Raw genomic sequence first — 25,923 nt, forward strand, 5'->3', positions numbered from 1 at the left:
CCAAGCGGCCATGGTGCCGCGCCTACATTGTCGGAACGTTGCGCCGGGCCGCGCGGTACCATCGGCAGCCGTCGTCCCCTGTGTCCCCACCCATGCGCATCCTGCTGCTCGAAGATGATCCGGAACTGGCCAATGCCATCCAGGCCAGCCTGGGCCGGCATGGCATGGTGGTGGACGTGGTGGTCAACATGGCCCAGGCAGGCGAGGCGCTCAAAGCCGGCGTGCACCAGATCCTGCTGCTGGATCGGCAGCTGCCCGACGGCGACGGGGCCAATTTCGTGCTGGTGGCGCGCAGCCTGGTGCCCAACCTGCCGGTGATCATGCTCACCGCGCGCGATTCGGTGGCCGATCGGGTGCTCGGCCTGGACGTCGGCGCCGACGATTACCTGACCAAGCCGTTCGCGGTGGAAGAACTGCTGGCACGCATCCGCGCGATCTCGCGGCGGCCCTCGCAGATCGCCTTGCCGGTGCTGCTGCTGGGGCGGCTGCAGTTTGATTTCGTCGCGCGCGAAGCCAGCGTCGACGGTGTACTGCTGGCGCTGCCGCGCCGGCAGTTGCTGGTGCTGGAAGCCTTGGCGGTGCGCCAGGGCCGTACCGTGGCGCGCGCGGCGTTGCTGGAGGCGGTATACGGCTTCGACGATGCGATCCAGTCCAACGCCCTGGACGCGCACGTGTCCAAGCTGCGCAAGGCATTGGCCGAGGCCGATGCGCGGGTGGAGATCCACGTGATGCGCGGCATCGGCTATCTGTTGAAGGACGTCGCATGAAATTCCTCAAACCCGGCTCGCTGTCTTTCAGCCTGGCCTGGAAGATCATCCTGATCCAGGTGACCATGGTGGCGATGGGCCTGATTGGCATGGTGCTGATGTATGGCGACAGCGGCGCCGGTTACATCGACTGGAAGACGAGCGAGTCGATCGCCAAGTCGATCCATGTGCGGGACGATGCACTGCACGTGGACTGGCGCGCGCTGGACCAGGCCGCGCAGGATCGCCCGTCCACGTTCTGGTTCGCGGCCACCGATGAAGACGGCCGCCAGGTCACCCACGGCACGGTGCCGGAGATGTACCGCCCGCTGGTGGCCCAGCTGCGCTACCTGGAGCCGACCGACGTACGCACCCGCACGCGTGCGGCCGAACTGGCCATGCGCATCTGGGTGAACGACACGCCGGAGGGACGCGTGCACGTGATGATCGGCGGCATGCCGCACCGTGGCCTGTGGCGGCAGATGCTGGTGGTGATTGGCTACCTCGGTGGCTGGATCACCGTGCCGTTGATCGTGATCACCCTGGTGGTGGCACCGTGGGCAATCCACCGCTCGCTGCGCGGGGTGAACCGGGTGGCCGCGCAGGCCGCCGCGATCCAGATCAACGAACGCGGCGGTGGCCTGGACACGCACGCGGTGCCCGCCGAGATCTTCCCGCTGGTGGATGCGTTCAACGCGGCGGTGCGCCGCATCGGCGAAAGCTACGATGCGCAGGACCGCTTCCTGGTGGGCGCGGCACACGAACTGCGCATGCCGATCGCGATTCTGGCCACGCGCATCGCCGACCTGCCGTCCGGCCCGGCGCGTTCGCGCCTGCAGCGTGACCTGGGCCGGCTGAGCAACATCGCCGAGCAGCTGCTCGACCTGCAGCGGCTGGACCATCACCGCAGCCAGTCGCAGCGCGTGGACCTGGCCGCGCTGACCCGCGAGGTGGCCGGCGACGTGGCGCCGCTGGTGCTCGATGCCGGTTACACCTTCGCCGTGGATGCGCCCGATGCGCCGGTCTGGGTGCGTGGCGATCCGGATGCGCTGCACCGGGTGGTGGCCAGCCTGTTGCAGAACGCGATCGCCCACGGCGGCGACCACGGCTTGATTGCCGTGGCGTTGCAGCCCGATGGCGTGCTGGCGGTAAGCGATGAAGGCTCCGGCGTGCCGGAGCAGGAGCGCCAGGCGATCTTCGAGCCCTTCCACCGGCTGCGCCCCAGCGGCAGTGGCAGCGGGCTTGGCTTGTACCTGGCGCGCGAAATCATGCTGCGCCATGGCGGCAGCATTGCCGCGGAAAGCGCCGCCGGCGGCGGGGCGCGGTTCGTGGTGGCACTGGCGGTGGATCGGCCGGGTATCGTGCCGGGCTGATCGGCGCGGCCGGACGGTTCACCCTTCCATCACCCAGGGTCCGGTGTGATCGGGCCATTCCGCGTCGGCATGCAAGTGGCGTGGTTGCCCAACATCCTGCAGGGAGAGATGCCATGAAGGCGTTTGCGTACGCGGTGTTGCTTGCGACGGCGGTCGGCGGTGCGGTGGCCCCGGCCAGCGCCTGCACCCGGGTGGTCTATCTGGGCGAGAACCAGGACGTCATCACCGCCCGTTCGATGGATTGGCAGAGCGACATCGCCACCAACCTGTGGGTGTTGCCGCGTGGCATCGCGCGCAACGGCCAGGCCGGCAGGGATTCGATCCATTGGAAGGCCAAGTACGGCAGCGTGGTGGCCAGTGGGTTCGACATCTCCACCACCGATGGGCTCAACGAAGCGGGGCTGTCGGCCAACCTGCTGTGGCTGGTGGAATCGGAGTACCCGGCACAGCGCGGGCGCAAACCCGGCCTGGCGATCTCGCTGTGGGCACAGTACATGCTCGACAACTTTGCCACGGTGGCCGAAGCGGTGGCCGCGCTGGAGCGCGAGCCCTATGCGCTGGTCACCGACAACCTGCCGGGCGAATCGCGGCAGGCTACCCTGCACCTGGCATTGTCCGATGCCAGTGGCGACAGCGCGATCGTGGAATACATCGGCGGCAAGCAGGTGATCCACCATGACCGCGCCTACCAGGTCATGACCAATTCGCCGGTGTTCGACCAGCAGCTGGCGCTCAACACCTATTGGCAGCAGATCGGCGGCACCGTGATGCTGCCCGGTACCAACCGCTCGGCCGACCGTTTCGCGCGGGCGTCGTTCTACATCAACGCCATTCCCAAGAGCGAAGATCCGGTGGTGGCGCTGGCCAGTGTGTTCAGCGTGATCCGCAACGTGTCGGTGCCCTACGGCATCACCACTCCGGACCAGCCCAATATTTCCTCCACGCGGTGGCGCACCGTGGCCGACCACAAGCGCCGGTTGTATTTCTTCGAGTCGGCACTGACCCCCAACACGTTCTGGGTGGACCTCACCAAGGTCGATTTCGCCCCGGGTGCGCAGGTGCTGAAGCTTGACCTCGGCCGCGACCAGCGCAACGTATTTGCCGGCGATGCCCTGGGGCAGTTCCAGCCGTCGGCGCCATTCGCGTTCCTGGGCACCGGCGACTGATACGGCGCGCGGGCCGGGTAGGCTGATCGTCTGCCGCCGCACCCCGCGGGCAGACGGCGTTGGCCGACCCTGCCATCAGGGGAGTGCGCAGCGCACGGTCGGTGACTGCCCAAAATCAGACTAATCCGATATCCCGGCACGGGCCTGGGGCCGTATCGTGCTGATCGAGGGAGGGATGCCTCGCTTGACTGTCCCCACGCGGCCAGCGCCCCCATGCGGCGCACCGTATCGCCACTCCGCATGGATGCCCCCGCAGGAGCGATCAGCATGATGATCAAGGTGCAATGCCAGGACCACCGCTGGCACGTGATTCACCCGACCCGCCCGGACCCGGTCAGCTTCGATGACGGTGCGGTGGCCTTCGACTTCGCCGACACCCTGGCGCGCGCACGCCACGCCGAGACAGGGCAGGCCTGCGCGGTACGGGTCGTGGCAATGGATGCCTTCGTCGACGCGGTGCGCTACGGCTGAAACCGCGCGTGTACCGCAGGCGCTCAGCCGGTGCGGTCGAGGTTGGCGCTGAGCCGCTGCAGGAAGCTGGTCAGCCGCATGGTTTCATCCACGCTGAAGTCGGCCAGCATGCGTGTATTGCCCTCGTTGAGGATCTCGCGGGCCTGCGGCAACCGCTGCAGCGCCAGCGCCGTGAGTTCGATGCGCTGGGCGCGCGGGTGATGGGGATCCGGCGACCGTCGGATCAACTGGTCGCGCTCCAGCCGCGCCAGGGTCTGCGCCATCGAGGGCTGCTCCACCCGCAGCAGGCGGGCCAGCTCGGCCTGGGTGGTCGCCTTGCCCTGGCGCACCGCCTCGAGCACCGGCAGGCTGGCCATGCCCAGCCCCAGCGGACGCAGCTGGGTTTCGGCGACGCGGCTGAGTTCGCGTGCCACCTGCTTGATCAGGAACGATGGGACGTTGCTGGGATCATGTGCGGGACGGGACATGCGGTCACCTGCGGGGCATTGACATAGGCGCCTATGATACTAATCATAGGGTCCTATGTTAAAGCCGCTGGAGGCGCCGCATGTCCCGTTCCCCCCGTATTGCCATCGTCGGTGGCGGCCCCGCCGGGTTGCTGCTGGCGTGCCGGCTGCAACAGGCCGGCCGTGCCGTGCAGGTGTATGAAGCCGACGCCTCGCCCGACGCCCGCGCCCAGGGCGGCATGCTCGACCTGCACGCGGCGACCGGGCAGGCCGCGCTGCGCAGTGCCGGGTTGTTTGCGTCCTTCCAGCAGCTGGCGCGCTACGAAGACCAGGGCATGCGCCTGTTCGATGCACAGGGCCGGCTGCTGCTGGCCGACGACGGCGTGGGCGGCGACCGCCCGGAGATCGATCGCGGCCAGCTGCGCGCGCTGTTGCTGGCGCCGCTGGCCGAGGGCTGCGTGCGCTGGGGGCATGTGCTGACGCAGGCCAGGCGGAATGCAGGCAGTGTCGAGCTGCAGTTCGCCAACGGTGCGGTGGCGCGCGCCGACCTGGTGGTGGGCGCCGATGGCGCCTGGTCGAAGGTGCGCCCGCTGTTGACCGACGTGCGCCCGCAGCACGCCGGCATCACCCTGTACGAGCTGTCACTGCCGGACGTGGACAACGCGCACCCGGCACTGGCAGCACTGGTTGGGCGCGGCACGCTGATCGCCAAGGGCAGTGGCGGCACCGTGTTCGCCCAGCGCAATGCGCATGCCCACGTGCGCGTGTACGCGTCGCTGCCGCAGCAGCTTGGCGACGGCGAAGCGGCGCCCCTGCACACCCGCGCCAGCCTGCTGCAGCATTTCCAGGGCTGGCACCCGGATCTGCGCCGGTTGATCGCCGACGCGCAGGACACCGTGCGGCCGTGGCCGATTCATACACTGCCGGTGGAGCATCGTTGGGCGCACTGTGACGCTGTCACCCTGATCGGCGACGCGGCGCACCTGATGCCGCCGGCCGGCGAGGGCGCCAACCTGGCCTTGCGCGATGCCGCCGATCTGGCCGACGCGCTCTGTGCCGTCGACTGGCCGGCCGCGGTAAACGCACATGAGCAGGTAATGTTCGCGCGCGCGGCGGTGTCCGCTGCCGACGCACACCAGATGCTGGCGATGGACTCGGCCGAACGCGTGCTGCAGATGTTCGACGCAATGTGACCGCGTTGGCGCGGTCTGGTCAGCCAGCCGTCGGGTACCTAAATAGGGCATGAAATCAGGGACTTCCGGCCTATGTCGCGCGTGTTGGGTTTGCCACATCCTGTGCGCCACCACCACACACAGTTTCGAGGCAGGCATGAGGAGCAATGGGATGAAGCACGGAAAGCAGGCGTGGTTGTGGGCGCTGCTGCCCGCGATGCTGGCGCTGGGCGCCACCGCCCAGGCACAGAACTACGATCGCTATCGCGACGATGGCTACAACAGCGGTCCGGTGCGCTGCGAATCGATCAAGGGCCGCACCCAGCAGTGCCCGTTGCAGGGGCGTGCACGCCTGGTCCGCCAGATTTCCGGTTCGCCCTGCGTGGAAGGCGAGACCTGGGGCCAGGCCCGCAATGGCGTGTGGGTGACCCAGGGCTGCCGCGCCGAATTCATCGCCGAGGGCGGGCGTGGCCACGGCGGTGGCTGGGGCGGCAACCAAGGCGGTAACCACGGCGGCGGCTGGGGCGGGCGTGGCCAAGTGGTCACCTGCGACTCCAACGACCACCGGCTGCAGCGCTGCAACGTCAGCATCCGGCGCGATGCGCGGCTGGTCCGCCAGACCTCGCGCACGGCGTGCGTGGAAGGCCGCACCTGGGGCTGGGACCGCAACGGGGTGTGGGTCAACGGCGGTTGCCGTGGCGAATTCCAGGTGAATTGAGGTCGCAGCAATCATTGGGCTGGTGAATCAGAAAAATCTGATACAGATCACAGTTCCGATTGGTTACTGTCCGGGGCGGGAAGCCCCGGCTTCGTCCGACCCCAGGTTCCGCCGCACGGTCGTGCGGCGCGTCCTGCCCGATATGCCGACTCATGGAGAGAGCACCGCATGTTGATCCGCCTGCAACTGGAGCACCGCCTGTGGCGCGTGCTGCACCCGGACAAGCTGGAATCGTTCCGTTTCCACGACAGCGCCAAGGCGTTTGATTTCGCCGATGCGCTGGCGCGCCTGCATCACGCCGAGACCGGCCGACGCAGTTCGGTACGGGTGGAAGCCAGCGGGGCGTACGTGGAGGCCGTGCGCTACGGCTGACGCCGGCGGGGCACGGTAGAGCCGACCGTTGGTCGGCTGCTTTGCGCGTAAAACCATCCCGTGACATGACCGGTAGAGCCGACCGTTGGTCGGCTGCTTTGCGCGTAAAACCATCCCGTGACATGGCCGGTAGAGCCGACCGTTGGTCGGCTGCTTTGCGCGTAAAACCATCCCGTGACGTCAGTCACCACCCAGCCGGGCAGAGCCCGGCTCTACGAGGCCGCAACCTCAACCCGCGGCGCTGAGCGGATGCCCATCGCTGGCCAGCTGCGGCCAGCGCTTGAGCACCGCCGCCCGGATACCGGCGGCATCGATGCCGGCTTCGGCCAGCAGGTCTTCGCGGCTGGCGTGATGCTGGAAGCTGTCCGGCAGGCCCAGGTGCAGGATCGACTTGAGCACGTCTTCGGCATTGAACAGTTCGGCCACGCCCGAGCCGGCGCCACCGGCCACCACGTTGTCTTCAATGGTGACGAAGCCGTCGTGGGTACGTGCCAGCTCCAGCAGCAGGGCGCGGTCGAGGGGCTTGATGAAGCGCATGTTGACCACGCTCAAGCCCAGCGCACGGCCCACCGCTTCGGCGGCCGGCACGGTGCTGCCGAACGCCAGCAGGGCCACGCGGCTGCCCTGTACGCGCAGGTCGGCCTTGCCGATCTCCAGCGTGGACAGATCGGTGCCAGCGTCCACGCCGGTGCCACTGCCGCGCGGGTAGCGCACCGCAGCCGGGCCGTCGAACGCCAGGCCGGTGCTCAGCATCTGCCGGCATTCGGCTTCGTCGGCAGGCGCCATCACCACCATGTGCGGCACGCAGCGCAGGAAGCTCAGGTCCAGGTTGCCGGCATGGGTGGCGCCATCGGGGCCCACGACGCCGGCACGGTCGATCGCAAACAGCACGTCCAGCTCCTGCACGGCCACGTCGTGCACCAGCTGGTCGTACGCGCGCTGCAGGAACGTGGAGTAGATCGCCACCACCGGCTTGGCGCCCTGCGTGGCCATGCCTGCGGCCAGTGTCACCGCGTGCTGTTCGGCGATGGCCACGTCGAAGTAGCGCTCCGGGTATTCCTTGCTGAAACGGACCAGGCCCGAGCCTTCGCGCATGGCCGGGGTGATGCCCACCAGCTTGGGGTCGGCCGCGGCGGCGTCGCACAGCCAGTCGCTGAACACATCGGTGTAGGTCGGCTTCTTGGCGGCGCCCTTGGACACCAGGCCCTTGTCCGGATCGAACGGCCCGACGGCGTGATAGCCGATCTGGTCGCCCTCGGCACGCTCGTAGCCCTTGCCCTTGGTGGTCATCACGTGGAGCAGCTTCAGGCCCTTGAGGCCCTTGAGCGTCTTCAACGTGGCTACCAGTGCCGGCAGGTCGTGGCCATCGATGGGGCCGGTGTAATGGAAGCCCATTTCCTCGAAGAACGTGGACGGCACGAACATGCCCTTCCAGTGTTCTTCCCAGCGCTTGACGAAGCGCGCGGTGGGGTTGTTCTTCTTGTCGCCCAGGATCTTCTTGCCGCCTTCGCGCAGCGCGTTGAGCGTGCGGCTGCCGGTGGCACGGCCGAGCATCTTGGTCAGCCCGCCAACGGCCTCGGAGATCGACATGTTGTTGTCGTTGAGGATCACCAGCAGGTTCGGTTCGCTGTCCATGCCACCGGCATGGTTGAGCGCCTCGTAGGCCATGCCGGCGGTCATCGCGCCGTCGCCGATCACCGCGACCACCTTGCGATCGTCGCCTTCCAGCTGGCGCGCGATGGCCATGCCGAGCGCGGCCGAGATCGAGGTCGAGGAGTGGCCCACGCCGAAGGTGTCGAACTCGCTCTCTTCGCGCTTGGGGAACGGCGCCACGCCGTCCTTCTGCTTGACCGTGTGGATCGCGTCGCGGCGACCGGTGAGGATCTTGTGCGGGTAGGTCTGATGCCCCACGTCCCAGACCAGCTGGTCCACCGGGGTCTGGTACAGGTAGTGCAGGGCCACGGTCAATTCGATCACGCCCAGCCCGGCGCCGAAATGGCCGCCGCTCTTGCCGACCGATTCGATCAGGTAGGCACGCAGTTCGTCGGCGATGGCGGGCAGTTCGGATTCATCGAACCTGCGCAGGTCATCCGGTGACTGGATGCGCGACAGGCGGGGATAGCGGGCGGAATCGATCATGTTTATCGCGCTTCTTCTGAGCGCCTATTTTCCCCCCCAAACCGGGGTGGGGCAAGCAAACCGCCTTCGGAGTGAGCAAACGGTGACGGGGCCTGCGTCAGTTGGTCGCAGGTCAGGCCGCCAGTTTGGAGCGTTTGGGCAGCTGCGCCTTCAGGAAGGCCATCTGGTCGGCCAGGATGTTGCGGTTGGACAGGATCATGTGTTCGATCCAGCTGGGCCGGTACGGCACGGCCAGCAGCGGCATGCCGGCCTGCTGCGGGGTGCGGTCGCTCTTGCGCGAGTTGCAGTGGAAACAGGCGCTGACCACGTTTTCCCACACGTCCAGGCCGCCCTTGGAGATCGGCATGACATGGTCGCGGGTCAATTGGGGGCGGTTGAACTGCTGGCCGCAGTACAGGCACAGGTGCGCGTCGCGGGCGAACAGCGCCTGGTTGGACAGGTTCGGGGTGGGATCCAGCGCGCGCGAACGGGCGTGGCCGCGTGCGGCGATGATCGGGTGCAGGTCCATGCCGCTCTGGATACCGGTCAACCGGCTGGTGCCGCCATGGATGTGCAGGCAGGGGTCACCGAGAGTCCAGGCGACGGCATCACGCGCATACAGGCAGGCCGCATCCTGCCAGTTGATCCAGTCCAGGACCCGCCCGTGCGCATCCAGCGAGAGCAGGCGGACGCTGCCGGGCCGGTGCAGGGTGGCGATGGGCGACACTTCGTCGACCGGGGCGGACGAGGCTCCGGTATCGATCAGACCTAGGCGTGTAGTGTCTGTCTCCATCGGGAAAACAGCTTATACCGGAATGTTGACGTTTTGTGTATAGGAACGAACCAAAGGTTCGTTCCGGGTAGCAACCGACCGCTGGTCGGTTGGCCCTCGTTCGTTCCGGGTAGCAACCGACCGCTGGTCGGTTGGCTCAGGTTCGTTCCGGGTAGCAACCGACCGTTGGTCGGTTGGCTTCCGGGCGTGGCGTCGCCGTGGCCGCCGATGTGCCGACCAACGGTCGGCACCTACGCGGGCAGGCCTTTCATCTGCGGCCAGTGCATGCCGATCCCCCGGGCACCATCCACACTCGATTGATCCACATCCCCGGTCGCCACCGACCGTTGGTCGGTGGGCCGGTCAACGATCAACCTTCCCCGAAATGCGCATCCGCCATCGTCATCAGCGGCGCCGCGCCGCTCTGGATGGCGGCGGCATGGCTGAGGGTGCGCGGCAGCACGCGGGCGAAGTAGAAGCGGGCGGTTTCGCGCTTGGCCTGCTTGAACGCCTCGCTCTGCGCGGAGGCGTCGGCGGCGGCAACGCTGCGCGCCCACCAGTAGGCCAGCACCACGTAGCCCGAATAGAACAGGTAGTCGAAGCTGGCCGCGCCCAGTTCCTCGGGATTGCCGGCCGCGCGCTGCAGGGTGGCCATCGTGAGCGTGCCCCATTCGTCGGCCTTGGCGCGCAGCGGGGCGATGAACTCGGCGAGCGCTTCGTTGCCTTCATTGGCCTTGGCGAACGCCTCGATCTCGGCCAGCATCAGCTTCAGCCCGGCGCCCTGGCTGGAGGCGGTCTTGCGCCCGATCAGGTCCAGCGCCTGGATGCCGGTGGTGCCTTCATACAGCGTGGTGATGCGCGCATCGCGGGCCAGCTGTTCCATGCCGTGCTCGCGGATGTAGCCGTGGCCACCGAAGCACTGCAGGGCGTTGTAGGTGTTCTCGATGCCCCATTCGGTCTGGCAGGCCTTCGAAATCGGGGTCAGGAAGCTCACCAGGGTGTCGGCGCGCTCGCGCTCGCCGGCATCGTCGGCATGGTGGGCCACGTCGACCAGGGTGGCCGCGTGCAGGGCCAGCAGGCGGCTGCCTTCGACCAGCGACTTGATGGTCAGCAGCATGCGGCGCACGTCCGGGTGGACCAGGATCGGGTCGGCCGGCTTCTCGGGATTCTTGGGGCCGCTCAACGAGCGCGACTGCAGGCGCTCGCGGGCGTACTTCAGTGCGTTCTGGTACGCACGCTCGGACAGGCCGATGCCCTGCAGGCCAACGCCCAGGCGCGCGGTGTTCATCATGGTGAACATTGCCTGCAGGCCCTTGTGCGGCTGGCCGACCAGATAGCCTTCGGCGCCGTCGAAGTTCATCACGCAGGTGACCGAGCCCTTGATGCCCATCTTGTGTTCGATCGAGCCGCAGCGCAGCGCGTTGCGCTCGCCGACCTTGCCCTCGCGGTCCACCTTGAACTTGGGGGTGACAAACAGCGAGATGCCCTTGGCACCGGCCGGGGCGTCGGGCAGCTTGGCCAGCACCAGGTGCACGATGTTGTCGGTGAGGTCGTGCTCGCCGGCGGTGATGAAAATCTTGGTGCCGGTGATGGCGTAGCTGCCATCGGCATTGGGTTCGGCCTTGGTCTTGAGCAGGCCCAGGTCGGTGCCGCAATGCGGTTCGGTCAGGCACATGGTGCCGGTCCAGCGGCCTTCGATCAGCGGCTTCAGGAAGGCCTCCTGCTGCCACGCTTCGCCGTGCTGCTTGAGCGCTTCGATGGCCCCGTGCGAGAGCAGCGGGAAGTTGCCCCAGGCCAGGTTGGCGGCGTTGATCATTTCGTTGAGCGGCACGCCGAGGGTGTGCGGCAGGCCCTGGCCACCCAGTTCCGGTGCGGCGGTGAGGCCGGTCCAGCCGCCGTCGACGAACTGCGCGTAGGCCTGCTTGAAGCCGGGCGGGGTGGTGACCTCGCCGGTGGCCTGGTCGAGCACGCAGCCGATTTCGTCACCCACGCTGTTGAGCGGCGCCAGCACGGTGGTGCTGAAGCGGCCGGCTTCCTCGAGCACGGCGTCCACCACGTCGGTGGTGGCGTCGGTGAAGCCGAGGCGGGCGAACAGGGGTTCGACCTTGAGCACGTCATGCAGGGCGAAACGGATATCGGAAAGCGGTGCGGTGTAGCTGCTCATCGTCAGGTCTCGATCAGGTGCAAAGGGGGGGCGGGCGGTGCGCGGGTCAGCGCAGCACGCCGGGCAGGCCGGGGGCCTGGTTGAGGGTGCTGCGGCTGTCGACATCGAAGCTGCGCAGTTTCTTTTCCTGCGGGGTGGCGCTGACCGTGCCCTTGAGCGAATAGGCGAGGGTGCGGTTGCCGGCAAGGGCGTCGGCGACGACCAGGCGGGCGCCGGAGGCAGGCTGGAGCTGGAGGGTGATGACTTCGGCGGAGACGCCGCCGATGGACACGGCCGGTTTGGCAGTGAGGGTGCCAGCGTCTTCATCGCCGACCTTGAGCGCCAGGCTGAGGTCATTGAAGACCATGGGCATGGAGCTGAAATTCTGCAGGCGCAGGGCAACATCCCACCCGCCGTCGGCGCGCACGGTGAGCTGCTGGACGCTGGCACCGGGGGGCGAGACGCGCTTGACCACGCCACTGTTGCAGGCGGCAAGGGCCAGGGTGCTGCCGGCGACAAGGGCGACAAGCAGGGCGGTACGGAAGCGGTGGTACATGGGCGCAATCCTCGAGCAGGTGCCGCGTGGGCCAAAGCATACTACGGCGTATGGTGGTTGTGCTGGCTTTGGGTTTTGGTGGGTGCAGGGTAGGGGGTTTTTGTTTCGAAGCTGAAGCCAGAGCCGGAGCCAGAGCGTCGGCTTGGTGGGGAGGGCGGGCGTGGGTGGGTTGGCGGGACACGCCGCAAGTACGTCCCTGTAGGCTCGTTCGCGCCATCCATGGCGCTCTACGGTCCCGCCAACCCACCCACGCCCACCCCTCCAGCCATGGTCGGCGCGTAGGTGAGAGCAAGAGCAGTGGGTCGGGGAGGGGGGGGGTAGTGCCGAGCGTTGCTCGGCACCTACGCCAACCCCAACCCCAACCCAGACTCCAACCCAGATCCCAGATCCCGCCTTCCACCTTCCACCTTCCACCTCGGCCCCTCCCTCGGCCCCTCCCACCGTCAGCACACAGCCTCAAAAAGGCCAACGCTTTTCCCCTGCGCACCTGTTCACTATCGGGGGTCGGGGCGTGTGGGTGTGCGGGACCCTCCACCGCATGGATGCGGTGGCGGAGCTTACATGGACCTACTTGCAGCGTGTCCCGCACACCCACACGCCCCGGCCCAGCCAGCGCAACACGCACACCAAAGCTCCAGCTCTCGCTCCGGCTCCGGCTCTGGCTCTGGCCCTGGCTCTGGCTCTAAAGAGCTCTTAAAAGCTTCAAAAAAACAAACCCACCCCCAACCCCGTAAAGTCAGACCGGAACAAAAGCGCGGCCAATCACCGGGCGCAGTGGCGGAACACGCACGCCGGTGCATCTGGATTGTTCAGGGGGGTACGAAACATCGCCGCTCATGTTCACTTTCACGGGGAAGTATCCATGCGTTCGTACAAGTTGCAGCCGTTGGCCCGCGCCATCCGCGGAGGCCTGATGGTGTCGGTGCTGGGCATGGTCACGCCCGCCCTGGCCCAGCAGGCCAGTTTTGATATCGCCGGGGGGCGTATCGAAGAAGCATTGCCCGAGTTTGCGCGCCAGGCCGGCATCCAGATCATCAGCCCCGCCGCAGGCGAAGGCGGCATCGCCGTCTCCGCCCTCAAGGGCCAGATGGACGCCCGGCAAGCCCTGGCACAACTGCTCGCCGGCACCGGGCTCAGTGTCGCCTCCGATGATGGCCGTACCATTACACTGCGCGCCGATCGCCCGCTGCTCGCCTCGCTGGGCGGCACCGCACTGCTCGCCGCCCAATCCTCGGCCACTACCGTCGCCCCCGAGCCCGCGCCGCTCGACGCCGCACGCAGCGCCCCGGTCACGCTCGACTCGGTCACCGTCGTCGGCACCCAGATCAAGGGCGCCAAAAGCGCCGCCCTGTTGCCCGTGGCCACCCTGCAGGCCGAACAGATCGAAGCCACCGGCGCGGTCTCCGGCGACGAGCTCTACCGCGCCATCCCGCAGATGGGCGACGTCTCCTTCAGCGGCACCAACGGCGGCAACAGCTCCAACTACGCGCGCGGCGACATCGCCTCGGTCAACCTGCGCGGGCTCGGCGTCGGCAACACCCTGCTGCTCATCAACGGCCGCCGCACCGTCGTGCATCCCACCAGCCAGGCCGACGGCAACCTCGTCCCCGTGCTCACCTACAACGCCAACACCGTCCCGGTCGCCAACCTGCGTCGGGTCGAAGTGCTGCTTGACGGCGCGGCCGCCATCTACGGCACCGACGCCGTCGCCGGCGTGGTCAACAACGTCCTGCGCGACGATGTCGACGGCGGCACCATCAGCGTCCAGCGTGGCATCGGCGAAGGCACCAACCTGCGTGACATCGGCATCAACGGCCTGGTCGGCAAGAACTCGCAGGACCTGCGCAGCAACGTCACCCTGGCCTTCAACTACTACGCCACCACCGGCCTGAACTCGCTCGACCAGGACTGGACCCGCAGCGCGGACCGCGCGCCGGACTTCGTCGGCACCGCGTTCGAAGGGCTGAGCGGCACCGACAACCGCAACAGCAACAGCCCGTGGGGCAACTTCACCGCGATCGGCCCGCGCGTGCGCCAGGGCAGCACCTTCCTCACCACCGCCGCGGGTGCGTTCCACGTGCAGCCGCTCACCAACGAGGGCTGCAACGCCACCGTGGCCGATGGCCTGTGCGTGCAGTCCGGCAGCAAGGCCACCGCCGGTGCCGACCGCAATCTGTTGGACAACCAGCAGGCCCAGTTCCCGCTGTCGATCACCCCCGACGTGCACCGCGTCAACCTGTTCCTGACCGGCAAGCATGACTTCGAAAATGGCATCACTGCCTTCGGCGAAGCCGGCTGGTATCAGTCCAAGGCCCGCAGCCTGCAGTCCGGCGTCAACACCATTGCCGCACTGCCGATGACCGTGGCCGCCAGCAACTACTGGAACCCGTTTGGCGCCACCACGCTGCCCGACGGCAGCGCCAACCCCAACCGGCTGGCCAACCTCAACGTGGCTGCCGGCGGCATTCCGGTCAGCATCAGCAGCTACCGCTTCGAGCGGCCCACCCAGATCGACGTCAAGAACACCCAGGTGCGCGCGCTGGGCGGCCTGCGCGGCTTCCACTTCGGCTTCGACTGGGAAACCGCGGCGCTGTATTCCAAGGCCAAGGTGGTCGATACCCAGGACGCGGTCAGCATGACCCTGTTCCAGCAGGCGCTGACCGATGCCACTTCGGCCGCCTACAACCCGTTCTGCGGCGGCTGCAACGACTACGGCAAGCTGGACCGGTTCTTCTACAAGGCCACCCGCACCAGCGAGACCGAGCTGTACCTGTGGGACCTGAAGGCCTCGCGCCCGGACCTGTTCCGCACCTGGGCCGGTGACGTGGGCATGGCCACCGGCCTGGAAGTGCGCCGCGAAACCCAGCGCGACGACCGCGACGCGCGCGTGGACGGCAGCATTACCTATACCGACAGCATCACCGGCGTCAGCTACCCCAGCGACATGTACGGGGTGAGCCCGACCCCGGACACCGAAGGGTCGCGCACCGTGGCCGGCCTGTTCGCCGAGTTCTCGGTGCCGCTGGTGTCGCGTGAGATGTCCATTCCGCTGGTGCGTGCACTGGACCTGCAGGTGGCCGGGCGTGCCGAGCACTACAGCGATTTCGGCAACGTCACCAAGCCCAAGCTGGCCCTGGGCTGGACCGTGATCGACGGGCTTACCGTGCGCGCGTCGTGGGCCAAGGGCTTCCGTGCGCCGAACCTGGAGCAGGTCAACGCCACCGTGGTCAGCCGGTCCAACACGCGCACCGACTACATCCAGTGCGAAGCCGACGTGCGTTCCGGCGCGCTGGCCTCGATCAATGCCTGTGGCAGCACCTACCGTTCGTCCACCACCGCGCGGCGCTCGGGCAACCCGGACCTCAAGCCGGAAACCTCGACCAACACCAGCGCCGGCATCGTGTTCCAGCCGCAGTTCATCCCCGAAGACTTCGGTCGTTTCACCTTCGCGGTGGACTACTACAAGTACGAGCAGGAAGGCATCATCGGCCTGTTCGGCGAGGGCAACGGGCTGATCCTGGACTATCTGCTGCGCCAGCAGGGCAGCAGCAATCCCAACGTGGTCCGCGCCGCCCCCACCGCCGATGACATCGCGCGCTTCGCCGGTACCGGCCTGGATGCCGCCGGCAAGGTGCTGTATGTCACCGACCAGTACGTCAACATGCAGCCGCAGACCGTGCGCGGCGTGGACTACAGCGTGGCCTGGAGCTCGCCGGACACCCGCATCGGCCGGTTCGACGTGGGCATCAACGGCACCCGCCTGATCGAGTTCTACCGCGACCGCTCGCCGGCGCTGCAGGCATTGGAAGACGCCAAGGCCACCGGCCTGGTCGATCCGTCGATCGCCATCACCGGCGGCGGCGACCTGATCGGTGACGGCGGCAACCCGCAGTGGAAGTGGAGCGGCACGCTCACCTGGCGCTACCAGAACCTCAGCATCGGGGCGAGCGCGCGCTATGCCAGCAGCTACCACGAAACCAGCCTGACCCTGGCCGATGGCACGCCATGGACGGTGAAGTCGCAGACGCTGGCCAACGCCTACGTCAAGTACGACTTCAACCGCGAGGGTCTGTTCAACGGGGTATCGGTCAAGCTGGGGGCCAACAATATCGCCGACAAGCGGCCGCCGGTCTCCGATGACAGTTATGGTTACTCCTCGGCGATATACCAGGCGTACCCGCGCTACTGGTATGCCAGCGTGACCAAGGCGTTCTGATCCGCAGGTAGTTCCTTACATCGCTGCCCGGCCACTGCCGGGCAGCGCAGCAGGAGTTCAAATGGGCGCAACATTGGCAGCAGAGCGTGCGTTGTGGTTGGCCGAGCATGTCCTGCCGTGCGAGCGGGGCCTGCGCGACTGGCTGCGGCGGCGCATGGCGCATGCGCAGGACGTGGACGATGTGGTGCAGGAAACCTACGCGATCCTGGCGGCGATGGCCGACGTATCGCACGTGCGGCAACCGCGCGCCTACGTCTACCAGGTGGCGCAGTCGGTGGTGCTGCAGCAGGTGCGCCGCGCCCAGGTGGTATCGATTGAAATGGTGGCCGAGTTCGACCGGCTGCCGATCACCGGTGAGGACGCCTCACCGGAACGGCTGGCGTCCTCGCGCCAGGAACTCAACAAAGTCACCGCGCTGATCGCGCAGTTGCCGGACAAATGCCGCCAGGCCTTCATCCTGCGACGGGTCGAGGGATTCTCGCAGCGCGAGATCGCCGAGCGCATGCAGATCAGCGAGAACACGGTGGAAAAGCACGTGTGCAAGGGTATTCGGTTGTTGATGGAATCGATGAAACAGGAAGCGGGTGATGCAGGGTCCACAGGGAAACCGGACAGCACGGAGGCAGTTCATGCACGGCGCCGTTGACACCAACCCGATCGATGACCAGGCCGCGCAGTGGGTGGCGCGCGAGGATCGCGGTGCGCTGGCCCCGGACGAGGTGGCCGAGTGTGACCTCTGGCTGGCCGCCGACCGCCGCCATTTCGGCGCCTACGCACGCGCCCACGCGGTGTACGCGCGAACCGGGCGCGCGCGCGCGTTGGGCAGTGCCGACCGCGTGCCACACACCCGCGTGCACGGCCCACGGCCGCGGCTGCAATGGGCCATGGGCCTGGCGGCGACGCTGTGCCTGTTGGCGCTGGGCGTGCACGAGCACAGCGATGCCGGGGACTACCACGTCACCCGCAAGGGCGAGATTCTGCGGGTGCCGTTGGCCGATGGCTCGGCGGTGACCCTGGATTCGGGCGCGGCGGTACGCGTGCACTACACCGGCACGCGGCGCGAGATCACCCTGCTGCGTGGCGAAGCCCTGTTCGATGTGGCCAAAAACCGGGCCCGCCCGTTCGTGGTGACCGCGCGCGATACCGCGGTGACCGCGGTCGGCACCAGCTTCTCGGTGAGCCTCAACGAACAACGCACGCACGGGGTGGAAGTGCTGGTGCGCGAGGGCATCGTCGATGTCGCCACGGCTACCGGCGCGGTGGCCCCGACCCGGCTGCAGGCCAACTACCGTGCACTGGCCAACCGCACCCATGGCATCCGCATCGAGAGCGTTGCCCATGACGACCTGGACCAGCAGCTGGCGTGGCGCGAGGGCATGCTGTCCTTCAACGGCGACACGCTGTCGGTGGCCGCTGCGCAGTTCCTGCGCTATAGCGACGTGCGCATCATGATCGACGACCCGCTGGTCGGCAGCCGTCGCATCGTCGGGCTGTACTCGGCCAACGATCCGCTCGGCTTTGCGCGCAGCGTCGCGCTCAGCCTGGGCCTGGAGGTGGACCAGCAGGGCAACGATGTCTGGCTGCGCACGCCGCACAACGCCTTCCACAGCGCGCCGCGCTCACTGCAATGAACCGGGATGCCCGAATGACTGCCACTGTTTCGCGCGCGCGCCCACTGGCGCTGCTGACCGCCCTGTTGCTGGCCGGTGGCCAGGCCTGGGTGGTCGCCAGTGCTGCCGACAACGACGTGCTGATCCGCAACGCGATGGTCTTCGACGCCACCGGGCGTGCGCCCTATGCGGCCAGTGTCCTGGTGCAGGACGGTCGCATTGCGGCGATCGGCACCGATCTGAAGGCACCGGCGCATACCCGCCAGGTGGATGCGCGGGGCCAGGCGCTGCTGCCGGGCCTGTTCGACCTGCACACCCACTGGACCCCGAACGCCGAGCCGGCGACGCTGCCGCAGATCGCCAACCGCTACCTGGCTGCGGGCGTGACCACCGTGAGCGATTTCCACCAGCCACCGGAGGCCTATGCGCCGCGGCGCGCATGGCTGCAGAGCATCGCCGCGCCGGATGTGAAGTTCGCCGCGCGCATGAGCACGCCGCTGGGTCACGGCGCCGACTGGGGGGATGAGAACACCACCCGCTGGGTCAACTCGCCCGAAGCGGCCACCGCGGCGGTGAAACAAGTGGCGGCCTACAAGCCGGACTTCATCAAGGCGTTCACCGACGGCTGGCGTTACTCCAACGCGGCCGACAACAGCAGCATGGACGAAGAAACCCTGGCCGCCCTCGTGGAGGAGGCGCACCGCCAGCAGTTGCGCGTGTTCACCCACACGGTGATGGTCAAGCGTGGCAAGACCGCCGCGCGTGCCGGGGTGGATGCACTGGCGCACAGCGTGCAGGACGGCCCGGCCGACGCCGAGCTGATTGCCATGATGAAGCAGCACGGCACCCGTTACTCGCCGTCGCTGGCGGTGTACCTGCCCGAGCGCGTGGATGGCAGCGGCAAGGCCCGCGCCGGCACCGAGGCCTACCGCCAGCGCGAGGCGAACTTCGCCAATGCACTGCGCAACGTCAAGACGCTGCACGACGCCGGCATTCCGATCGTGCTGGGCACCGATGCCGGCATGACCGGCACCCCGCACGGCGCGTCCACCCTGCGCGAGCTGGAACTGTTCGTGCAGGCCGGGCTTACCCCGACCGAGGCCCTGCTGGCCGGCACCCGCGCCAGTGCCGAAGCGCTGGCCCTGGACGACCGCGGCAGCATCGAGGTCGGCAAGCGCGCCGACCTGCTGCTGGTCACGGGCAAGCCGTGGGAGCGCATTGGCGACATCCGCAACACCCAGCAGGTCTATGTGGCCGGGCGCCAGGTGATGGGCAAGGGCGTGCAGCTGCCGGCGGGCAACCGCGCCGCGTCGCTGCCGCCGCTACGCGTTGGCGCGCTGGTGGATGATTTCGAGCGTGCCGATCAGCGCACCGCGCTGGACACCCTGCGCAATGACGATGCCGACGGTGGCAACGACCGTACCGTGCAGGTCACCGACGTGATCGATCGCGATGGCGGCGGCAAGGCGCTGTCGATGCAGGCCCGGCTGTCGAGCAAGGACGACGCCTATGCAGGCGTGATCCTGCCGCTGACGCGCGGCTCGGTGGCCCCGGCCGACCTGCGCGGCTGGAAGGGCGTGCGCGTGGATGTGCGCGGCGATGCCACGTTGCGCCTGGAAGCGCGCGGTCTGCAGGGCCGCCGCTGGGCCGCGCCGGTAACGACCAATGGCAGCTGGCAGACCGTGGAGATTCCGTTCCATGCGCTGCGGGGCCAGCCGCCGTATCGCGCCAAGGGGCCGTTGCCCGCCTGGCGCGGCGATGACGTGCAGCAGCTGGTGTTCACCGGCACCGGCGACGCGGGCGCGAAGATCTGGTTCGAGATCGACAATGTCCGGTTCTACTGACGCGGTGCGGCGTCGTGCACGGGTTGCGCTGGCAGTGCTGGCCTGCATCGTGGGCCTGCCCGCAGGGGCCGCCGATGCCTCCCACGACGTGCTGGCGGCGGTGGATGCCTACGCCACGCGGCAGGCCGAAGTCGGCCAGCAGCTGTGGGCACAGCCGGAACTGGGCTACCTGGAAACCCGGTCATCGGCACTGCTGCAGGACGAGCTGCGCAAGGCCGGTTTTCGCATCGACGCCGGTGTGGCAGGCATGCCTACCGCGTTCGTGGCCCGCTACGGCAAGCGCGGCAACGGACCGGTGATCGCGCTGCTGGCCGAGATGGATGCCTTGCCCGGCATGTCGCAGGCGGCGTTGCCCACGCGCAGCCCCATTGCCGGCCAGGACGCGGGCCAGGCCTGTGGCCACAACCTGTTCGGAGCTGCGGTCGTGGGCGCCGCGCAGGCCGTGGCGCAGTGGCTCGCGGCCAGTGGCCACGACGGCGAAGTGCGCGTGTATGGCACGCCGGCCGAGGAGGGCGGCAGCGGCAAGGTCTACATGACCCGCGCCGGCCTGTTCAACGACGTGGACGTTGCGCTGCATTGGCACCCGGCGGCGGCCAACTCCGCCGCACAGGGCACCAGCCTGGCCAACATCAGTGGCAAGTTCCGCTTCAAAGGCATCGCCGCGCACGCAGCGCTGGCCCCGGATCGCGGGCGCTCGGCGCTGGATGGCGTGGAAGCGCTCAACCACATGGCCAACATGATGCGCGAGCACGTGCCCGACGGCACCCGCATCCATTACGTGATCAGCAACGGCAGCGCCGCGCCGAACGTGGTGCCCGATGCCGCCGAAGCGTACTACTACGTGCGCCACGTCGACCCGGCCGTGGTGCGCGATGTGATCGACCGCCTGCAGCTGGCCGCGCGCGGTGCGGCGATGGGCACCGGCACCGAGGTGGTGTTCGAACCTACCGGCGGGGTGTACTCGCTGCTGCCCAACGATGCGCTGGGCCGCGTCATGCAGGCCTCGCTGCAGCAGGTGGGCGGTGTGATCTATGACGCGGCCGACACCGCGTTCGCCACCCAGCTGCAGCAGACCCTGCAGCAACGTCCTGCCTTGGCCGCTGCGGCCACGCTGGAGCCGTATCGCGACGATCAGGCCGGGGGCGCATCCACCGATGTGGGCGATGTGAGCTGGAACGTGCCCACCGTTGGGCTCAGCACCGCCACCTGGGTGCCCGGCACGCCGGCGCACAGCTGGCAGGCGGTGGCGGCCTCGGGGGCGCCGATCGGCACCAAGGGCGCGCTCACCGCGGCGAAGGTGCTGGCGCTGACCACGGTGGCGTTGTTGCAGTCGCCACAGACCGTGACGGCGGCGAAGAACGAATTCGCACAGCGGCGGGGCGCGCAGTTCCGTTATGTGCCGCTGCTGGATCGCACCACACCGCCGCTGGACTACCGCATGCGCGCGAAGGACCAGGCAGGCACGGCGCCGCTCAATCGAGCGGCGCCATCACTTTCAACGGCGCCAGGTCGTAGCCCATGACTTCGGCCTTGGCCTTGATGCTGTCGAACTGCGTGGCGTCCATGCGCGGCGAGCGCGACAGGATCCACAGGTACTTGCGGTCGGGGTCACCCACCAGTGCCCACTGGTACTCCGGATCCAGCGCGATCACCCAGTAGTCGGCCCACACCAGCGGCACCCACGCCAGCCAGTCGGGGACGAAGCGCACCTGCAGCTGGCCCGGCGCGCCCTCCACCGGCCGCGCCACGCCTTCGGCGGCGATGCGCTCGCCATCGGCGGTGCGGCACGCGTTGTGAACGCTGATGCGGCCGTCGCCGCGCAGCGCGTAGGTGGCGGTGATGTCGCCCACGCACTTCTTCTGGAACGACACCGGCAGATGCGCGATCTCATGCCACTGGCCGGCGTAACGGCCCATGTCCAGGGCGGGCACCGAGCGCACGGGTTCGGCCGCCCACAGCGACGTGGCTGCAGACAGGAGAAACAGGGCAAGACACGGGCTGATGATGCGCATCGACGGCACTCCGGAACGGTCGCCCGAGCTTAGGGGCAGGGCAGGGGCGAGGTGTGAAGTTTCTGTCATTTGCGGGCGCGGCCAGAACAGCGCCTTGAGAGATGCGACAGCCAGGTGGACGTTTCGGCCCCATTGGGCTGGCGGCGATACGCGCAATGCGGGCATCGCTTCGGACACGTTGCGTTTGAGTCCCGCGCAGTTCGGTCTAAAGGCTGCGGACGAAGGCCTTCATGGTTGCCTGCCAGCGCACCTCATCCGATCTGAAGTCCAGGCGCGCGCCGTCGCTCGCGCGGGTGACGTAGTGAAGATCTGCCACTGTGTTCATTTCGCCCGGGTGCGACGGCAGCCAGAACACCAGCGTGTCCGTTTTCGCCGACCACTCATGCACCAGGTCCCACTCGATCTCCTTGCGGACGATCTCGAACAGCTCGGCCGTGTTGCTGACGGTCCAGCCCGCATTGTGCAGGTGCGTCCTCAGTTCGATCATCCAGTCGCGCGCGTGCATCTGCGTCCTCGCAGGAAAGGGATCCGTGCAGATTCCGTACAACCGCACAAAGAAAAAGAGCCCGCATTTCTGCGAGCTCTTCTTGAATCATGGTGGCCGAGGACGGAATCGAACCGCCGACACGGGGATTTTCAATCCCCTGCTCTACCAACTGAGCTACTCGGCCACTTCATCGCTGCGTTGCCGCTGGCGAGGACGCGAATAATACGGAGGTATGCAGGGTTCGGCAAGCGTTTCGCGAAAAAAATTTCACATTTGTTGCCAGGCCTCGCGCGAAGGGCTGCAAGTGCTTGATCCGGCGTGCCCGTGCGCGGTGCCGTGCGCATGAACATCGGTTCAGTCCGCACCTCGCGCGCTGCGCTCAGTGCGTGTCGTCGGGCATGCACCACAGCAGCACGATGCCGATGGCCATGATCACCGCGGCCAGCAGCAACGATGCCTGGTAGGAGCCACTGTCGCGGGCGAGGGTGCCGGCCAGTGCCGGGGCCAGGATCTGCGCCACGCCGTAACTCAACGTCAGGTTGGCCATCGCCTTGGCGGGGTTGCGTGGGTAATGGCGGCCGACCACGGTGAGGGTGAGGCTGACGATGCCGGCGAAGGTGAGGCCGAACAGCACGGCGCTGCCCAGCCCGGCCAGCAGTCCGTCATCCAGCAGCGGCAACACGAAGGAGACCGCCTGCAGCGCGAAAGCCAGCATCAGCGCACGGATCAGGCCCAGCCGCGCCGCCAGCCGGTCCCAGCCGAAGGTGGAGGGCACGGCGGCCAGCCCGACCAGCACCCAGACCGCGCTGCCATGGCCGTCAAACACGGCGGTCTGTTCCAGGATGGCCACGATGAAGGTGGCGCTGACCACGAAGCCGAAGCCGGCGCAGAAGTAGGCGGCGACCAGCAGGTAGCGCCAGCGCCGGCCGGGCGGGGTGGGCGCGGTGCCCGTGGCCTGGGCAGATGCCGCCGCCGGCGCAGGCATCCAAAACCAGGCCGGCACCAGGAACAGCACCCCCAGGGCGGCCAGCCAGATCCATTGGCCACTGGAACTGGCATGCCCGGCCAGCGCAGCGGTGGCCAGCCCGGACACCGCGATGCCCAGCCCCAGCCCGGCAAAATGCAGGCCCAGCCGCGGGCGCAGGCCCTGTGCCAGCAACCAGTTCAGCACCAGTCCCGAGGCCAGCAGCAGCCCGGCCGTGCTGGACAGGCCCGCCACGAAGCGCAGCAGGCTCCATAGCCAGGGCGTAGTGGTGAGCCCCATCAGCCCGGTGGCCAGCACGGCCAGCACCAGGCCCACCCGGTAGAAGTGGAACTTCTGCCGCATGTCGCCCACCCGCGCCACCAGCAGCGTGCCCAGCAGGTAGCCCAGGTAGTTGAAGGTGGCCAGCCAGCCGCCTTGGGCAGCGCTCAGCCCGGCGTCCACCCGCATCAGAGGCAGCAACGGGGTGTAGGCGAAGCGGGCCAGACCTACGGTAAGCACCAGCGCGCAGATGCCGGCGCCGATGACCTGCCAGGGGCGGCGTGCGGGCGCAGCAGAGGGGAGGACGGGCATGGCGGCGGGCAGAAGGGGGTTGGCCCATCCTCAGCGCCCGGGGTCTGACTGTCTTTCGATAGAATGACCCATCATGTCGACCAAGCGACAATCCCAGCCGTCCACCCAGGTGGCGCCCTGGCGCGAAGTGCCGGTGCCGGCGCTGCAGCGGCTGCCGTGGCCGGTGGTGGCGCGCAGCCAGCAGCTGGCCGCCGGCGAGCGCTTCCCGCCGCATGCCCATCCTTGGAACCAGCTGGTGTTCGCCACCGACGGTGTGCTGCAGGTCAGTGCCGCGCACGCGCGCCATGTGATCACCCCGCAGCAGGCGCTGTGGGTGCCCACCGGCACGCTGCACCACACCGGCGCCCTGGGCGCGGCGGCCTTCCGCAACCTGTACGTGGCCGACGACGCGGCGCCGGGCATGCCCGACCATTGCGTGGTGCTGGAGGTGTCGGCATTGCTGCGCGAACTGATCGTGGAACTGGACCGCACCACCGCCGACCACGATCCGGACTACTACCTCACGCTGTGCCGCCTGATCTCCACCCAGCTGCGCCGCCAGCCGCGCCACCTGCTGCACCTGCCGTGGCCACAGGATGCACGCCTGCAGCGCTGGTGCCAGACCCTGCACGACCACCCCGGCGACGAGCGCGACATGGCGTACTGGGCCAACCGGCTGGGTGCATCGACGCGCACGCTGGCGCGGCACTTCGAGCGTGAGACCGGCATGACCCTGCGCGCGTGGCGTACGCGGCTGCGCCTGCTGCGTGCGATCGAATGGCTGGCACAGGGGCGTTCGCCCACCGTGATCGCGCACGAACTGGGCTATGCATCGGCGTCCGCGTTCAACTACATGTTCCGGGTGGAAATGGGGATCAGCCCGTTGCAGTGGCGGCGAACACGCTGACCGTCGCACACTGTCGGGCTACCCCTGCACACGCTGGAGCACGGCAATGCCCGATTGGAACGCACTGGACGATGCCTACGGCAGCGCCGACACCGTGGGCGCGATGCTGGAGGAACTGGATGCGGGCACGGGCGAGGTGGACTGGGATGTGCTGTGGTCACACCTGTGCCACCAGTCCACGGTGTACTCGGCCAGCCTGCAGGCGCTTCCGTATCTGCTGCGTGCCGCGCTGAACGCGGTGCCGGCGCAGCGGATCGAGCCGTTGGTGCTGGCGGGCGCCATCGTCAGCCATGCCGACAGCGCGACGGTGCAGGTGCCGGGCCATCCGCAGCTGCTGCCGCTGCTGCAGGACTGCGCCGCACAGACCCTGCGCGAGGTTGCCCAGGATGACCTGCCCGACGCGACGTTCCTGCACCTGCTGCAGGCCCACCTGGCGTTCGGTGGGGAACGGGTCTGGTCGCGCGCGTTGGCCGGCGTGCTGGAAGGCGAACTGTCGGGCGTGTGCCCGGCCTGCCAGGCCGATCTGTACCTCGTCATCGACCCGCCGCAGGCCTTCGTCACGCACGAGGAGTGGATCGGGGGCGGGGCGGTGCGTACGGCGGTGATCGAAGCGGCGGTCGGTAATCCAGCCTTCGAGTCGGAGCGCTGGCTGCTGGAGATGGCACGCGCGCACCGCGACGGATTCATCGACACGCTGCAGTTGCTGTTCGGCAGCTCACGTTGTACACAGTGCGAGGCACCGTTCGAACTGCGTGAGGCGGTGCGCTTGAACGGCTGAGCGCGGTTTCAGGTGCGCGCGTCGGCTACTTCGCCAGCGGGCAGGCCAGGCTGACCAGCCGGTCACCCTCGAAGCGCGCTTCGATGATGCCGTCGCCTTCCTTGAACGCCTGCCAGTGCGCCAGTGCCGGTGCGCCGGGCAGCGGGTTGCCCAGGTGGAAGTACACCTTGCCGCGGGAGTCGCCGGGCCGGACGTGTGCGCAACCGATCACCGGCGTGGCCATCTCCCCGCAGTCACCCTGCAGCAGGCACAGCCGCGTATGGCACAGGCCACTGCCCGACCAATGGCCCTGCGCGGCCAGGCAGCCCGGCTCGGTGGCCAGCACGGCCCACAGCCCCAGGCCAAGCGCGGTGGTGGCCGACATCAACAGCAGCAGATAGCGCGCGGCGTTGGCGCGAACGTGGCGGGCAAGGGCGATCATCACGCCATGATGCGCCAAGTGGCCTCCCGGTGACCATGGCAGGCTTGCACGCGGTGGCCAG

General features: G+C 68.1%; 23 protein-coding genes and 1 tRNA gene. 14 read left to right on the forward strand and 10 right to left on the reverse strand.

Features of this window, described 5'->3' with window-relative positions:
• The first annotated feature begins 92 nt into the window (after positions 1 to 92).
• The 4 genes from DX03_RS06455 to DX03_RS06470 all read left to right on the forward strand — a co-directional run bounded on the left by DX03_RS06455 (position 93) and on the right by DX03_RS06470 (position 3,756).
• Positions 93 to 767 carry a response regulator transcription factor gene (locus tag DX03_RS06455; protein WP_038687316.1) on the forward strand — a complete coding sequence of 225 codons (675 nt, stop codon included), beginning with the start codon at positions 93 to 95 and terminating at the stop codon, positions 765 to 767.
• The gene (locus DX03_RS06460; RefSeq protein WP_038687318.1) at positions 764 to 2,119 is read left to right on the forward strand and encodes a sensor histidine kinase; all 1,356 of its coding nucleotides are present in this window, start codon (positions 764 to 766) and stop codon (positions 2,117 to 2,119) included. The genes DX03_RS06455 and DX03_RS06460 overlap by 4 nt, the downstream gene beginning before the upstream one ends.
• 113 nt (positions 2,120 to 2,232) lie before the next feature.
• The gene (locus DX03_RS06465) at positions 2,233 to 3,285 is read left to right on the forward strand and encodes a linear amide C-N hydrolase (RefSeq protein ID WP_038687319.1); all 1,053 of its coding nucleotides are present in this window, start codon (positions 2,233 to 2,235) and stop codon (positions 3,283 to 3,285) included.
• A gap of 267 nt (positions 3,286 to 3,552) precedes the next feature.
• Complete coding sequence (locus DX03_RS06470; protein WP_038687322.1) at positions 3,553 to 3,756, forward strand: hypothetical protein; 204 nt, start codon at positions 3,553 to 3,555, stop codon at positions 3,754 to 3,756.
• A gap of 23 nt (positions 3,757 to 3,779) precedes the next feature.
• On the opposite strand, the gene DX03_RS06475 is transcribed toward DX03_RS06470, so the two are convergent.
• Positions 3,780 to 4,223, reverse strand: coding sequence for a MarR family winged helix-turn-helix transcriptional regulator (locus DX03_RS06475; protein ID WP_038687324.1), 444 nt, complete (start codon positions 4,221 to 4,223; stop codon positions 3,780 to 3,782).
• A gap of 80 nt (positions 4,224 to 4,303) precedes the next feature.
• Between DX03_RS06475 and DX03_RS06480 the strand changes: the two genes are divergently transcribed.
• From DX03_RS06480 to DX03_RS06490, 3 genes are all read left to right on the forward strand, one after another.
• The gene (locus DX03_RS06480) at positions 4,304 to 5,395 is read left to right on the forward strand and encodes an FAD-dependent oxidoreductase (RefSeq protein ID WP_038687326.1); all 1,092 of its coding nucleotides are present in this window, start codon (positions 4,304 to 4,306) and stop codon (positions 5,393 to 5,395) included.
• A gap of 151 nt (positions 5,396 to 5,546) precedes the next feature.
• Positions 5,547 to 6,092: a DUF3011 domain-containing protein gene (locus DX03_RS06485; RefSeq protein WP_038687328.1), complete on the forward strand. Its 546-nt coding sequence runs from the start codon at positions 5,547 to 5,549 to the stop codon at positions 6,090 to 6,092.
• Between the two features lie 168 nt (positions 6,093 to 6,260).
• The gene (locus DX03_RS06490; protein WP_038687329.1) at positions 6,261 to 6,464 is read left to right on the forward strand and encodes a hypothetical protein; all 204 of its coding nucleotides are present in this window, start codon (positions 6,261 to 6,263) and stop codon (positions 6,462 to 6,464) included.
• 228 nt (positions 6,465 to 6,692) lie between these two features.
• Here the strand turns inward: DX03_RS06490 and dxs are convergent, their stop codons facing one another.
• The 4 genes from dxs to DX03_RS06510 all read right to left on the reverse strand — a co-directional run bounded on the left by dxs (position 6,693) and on the right by DX03_RS06510 (position 12,053).
• Entirely contained in the window at positions 6,693 to 8,603 is a 1,911-nt protein-coding gene (gene dxs / locus DX03_RS06495; RefSeq protein ID WP_038687331.1) for a 1-deoxy-D-xylulose-5-phosphate synthase, read from the reverse strand.
• Positions 8,604 to 8,715: 112 nt separating this feature from the next.
• On the reverse strand, positions 8,716 to 9,375 hold the full coding sequence (locus DX03_RS06500; RefSeq protein ID WP_038687333.1) for an HNH endonuclease: 660 nt from the start codon (positions 9,373 to 9,375) through the stop codon (positions 8,716 to 8,718).
• A 349-nt stretch (positions 9,376 to 9,724) separates the two neighbouring features.
• Positions 9,725 to 11,518: an acyl-CoA dehydrogenase C-terminal domain-containing protein gene (locus tag DX03_RS06505; protein ID WP_038687335.1), complete on the reverse strand. Its 1,794-nt coding sequence runs from the start codon at positions 11,516 to 11,518 to the stop codon at positions 9,725 to 9,727.
• Positions 11,519 to 11,564: 46 nt separating this feature from the next.
• Positions 11,565 to 12,053: an LEA/WHy family protein gene (locus DX03_RS06510; protein WP_038687337.1), complete on the reverse strand. Its 489-nt coding sequence runs from the start codon at positions 12,051 to 12,053 to the stop codon at positions 11,565 to 11,567.
• An 862-nt stretch (positions 12,054 to 12,915) separates the two neighbouring features.
• Between DX03_RS06510 and DX03_RS06515 the strand changes: the two genes are divergently transcribed.
• The 5 genes from DX03_RS06515 (at position 12,916) to DX03_RS06535 (ending at position 21,245) form a co-directional block, all read left to right on the forward strand.
• Positions 12,916 to 16,269: a TonB-dependent receptor gene (locus DX03_RS06515; protein ID WP_219335245.1), complete on the forward strand. Its 3,354-nt coding sequence runs from the start codon at positions 12,916 to 12,918 to the stop codon at positions 16,267 to 16,269.
• Positions 16,270 to 16,330: 61 nt separating this feature from the next.
• The gene (locus DX03_RS06520; protein ID WP_038687339.1) at positions 16,331 to 16,915 is read left to right on the forward strand and encodes an RNA polymerase sigma factor; all 585 of its coding nucleotides are present in this window, start codon (positions 16,331 to 16,333) and stop codon (positions 16,913 to 16,915) included.
• Complete coding sequence (locus tag DX03_RS06525; RefSeq protein ID WP_081797166.1) at positions 16,899 to 17,900, forward strand: FecR family protein; 1,002 nt, start codon at positions 16,899 to 16,901, stop codon at positions 17,898 to 17,900. Before DX03_RS06520 ends, DX03_RS06525 begins: the two co-directional genes overlap by 17 nt.
• 14 nt (positions 17,901 to 17,914) lie before the next feature.
• Complete coding sequence (locus tag DX03_RS06530) at positions 17,915 to 19,723, forward strand: amidohydrolase family protein (RefSeq protein WP_081797167.1); 1,809 nt, start codon at positions 17,915 to 17,917, stop codon at positions 19,721 to 19,723.
• Positions 19,707 to 21,245 carry an amidohydrolase gene (locus DX03_RS06535; RefSeq protein ID WP_081797168.1) on the forward strand — a complete coding sequence of 513 codons (1,539 nt, stop codon included), beginning with the start codon at positions 19,707 to 19,709 and terminating at the stop codon, positions 21,243 to 21,245. The genes DX03_RS06530 and DX03_RS06535 overlap by 17 nt, the downstream gene beginning before the upstream one ends.
• On the opposite strand, the gene DX03_RS06540 is transcribed toward DX03_RS06535, so the two are convergent.
• The 4 genes from DX03_RS06540 to DX03_RS06555 form a co-directional block, all read right to left on the reverse strand.
• A complete protein-coding gene (locus DX03_RS06540) occupies positions 21,196 to 21,735 on the reverse strand; it encodes a lipocalin family protein (protein WP_038687343.1) in 540 nt (179 codons plus the stop codon). The genes DX03_RS06535 and DX03_RS06540 overlap by 50 nt on opposite strands.
• Before the next feature lie 205 nt (positions 21,736 to 21,940).
• Complete coding sequence (locus DX03_RS06545) at positions 21,941 to 22,240, reverse strand: hypothetical protein (protein WP_038687344.1); 300 nt, start codon at positions 22,238 to 22,240, stop codon at positions 21,941 to 21,943.
• A 90-nt stretch (positions 22,241 to 22,330) separates the two neighbouring features.
• Positions 22,331 to 22,406: transfer RNA gene (locus tag DX03_RS06550), tRNA-Phe, on the reverse strand.
• Between the two features lie 195 nt (positions 22,407 to 22,601).
• A complete protein-coding gene (locus tag DX03_RS06555) occupies positions 22,602 to 23,777 on the reverse strand; it encodes a YbfB/YjiJ family MFS transporter (protein WP_038687347.1) in 1,176 nt (391 codons plus the stop codon).
• A 73-nt stretch (positions 23,778 to 23,850) separates the two neighbouring features.
• Between DX03_RS06555 and DX03_RS06560 the strand changes: the two genes are divergently transcribed.
• Complete coding sequence (locus tag DX03_RS06560) at positions 23,851 to 24,663, forward strand: AraC family transcriptional regulator (protein WP_051598762.1); 813 nt, start codon at positions 23,851 to 23,853, stop codon at positions 24,661 to 24,663.
• Positions 24,664 to 24,709: 46 nt separating this feature from the next.
• Positions 24,710 to 25,441: a hypothetical protein gene (locus DX03_RS20385; RefSeq protein WP_051598763.1), complete on the forward strand. Its 732-nt coding sequence runs from the start codon at positions 24,710 to 24,712 to the stop codon at positions 25,439 to 25,441.
• 25 nt (positions 25,442 to 25,466) lie between these two features.
• Here DX03_RS20385 and DX03_RS06570 read toward each other — a convergent pair whose 3' ends face one another.
• On the reverse strand, positions 25,467 to 25,862 hold the full coding sequence (locus DX03_RS06570; protein WP_038687349.1) for a hypothetical protein: 396 nt from the start codon (positions 25,860 to 25,862) through the stop codon (positions 25,467 to 25,469).
• Positions 25,863 to 25,923: the final 61 nt, after the last annotated feature.

Origin of the sequence: Stenotrophomonas rhizophila (assembly GCF_000661955.1) — a bacterium.
GTDB classification, from domain to species: Bacteria; Pseudomonadota; Gammaproteobacteria; order Xanthomonadales; family Xanthomonadaceae; genus Stenotrophomonas; species Stenotrophomonas rhizophila.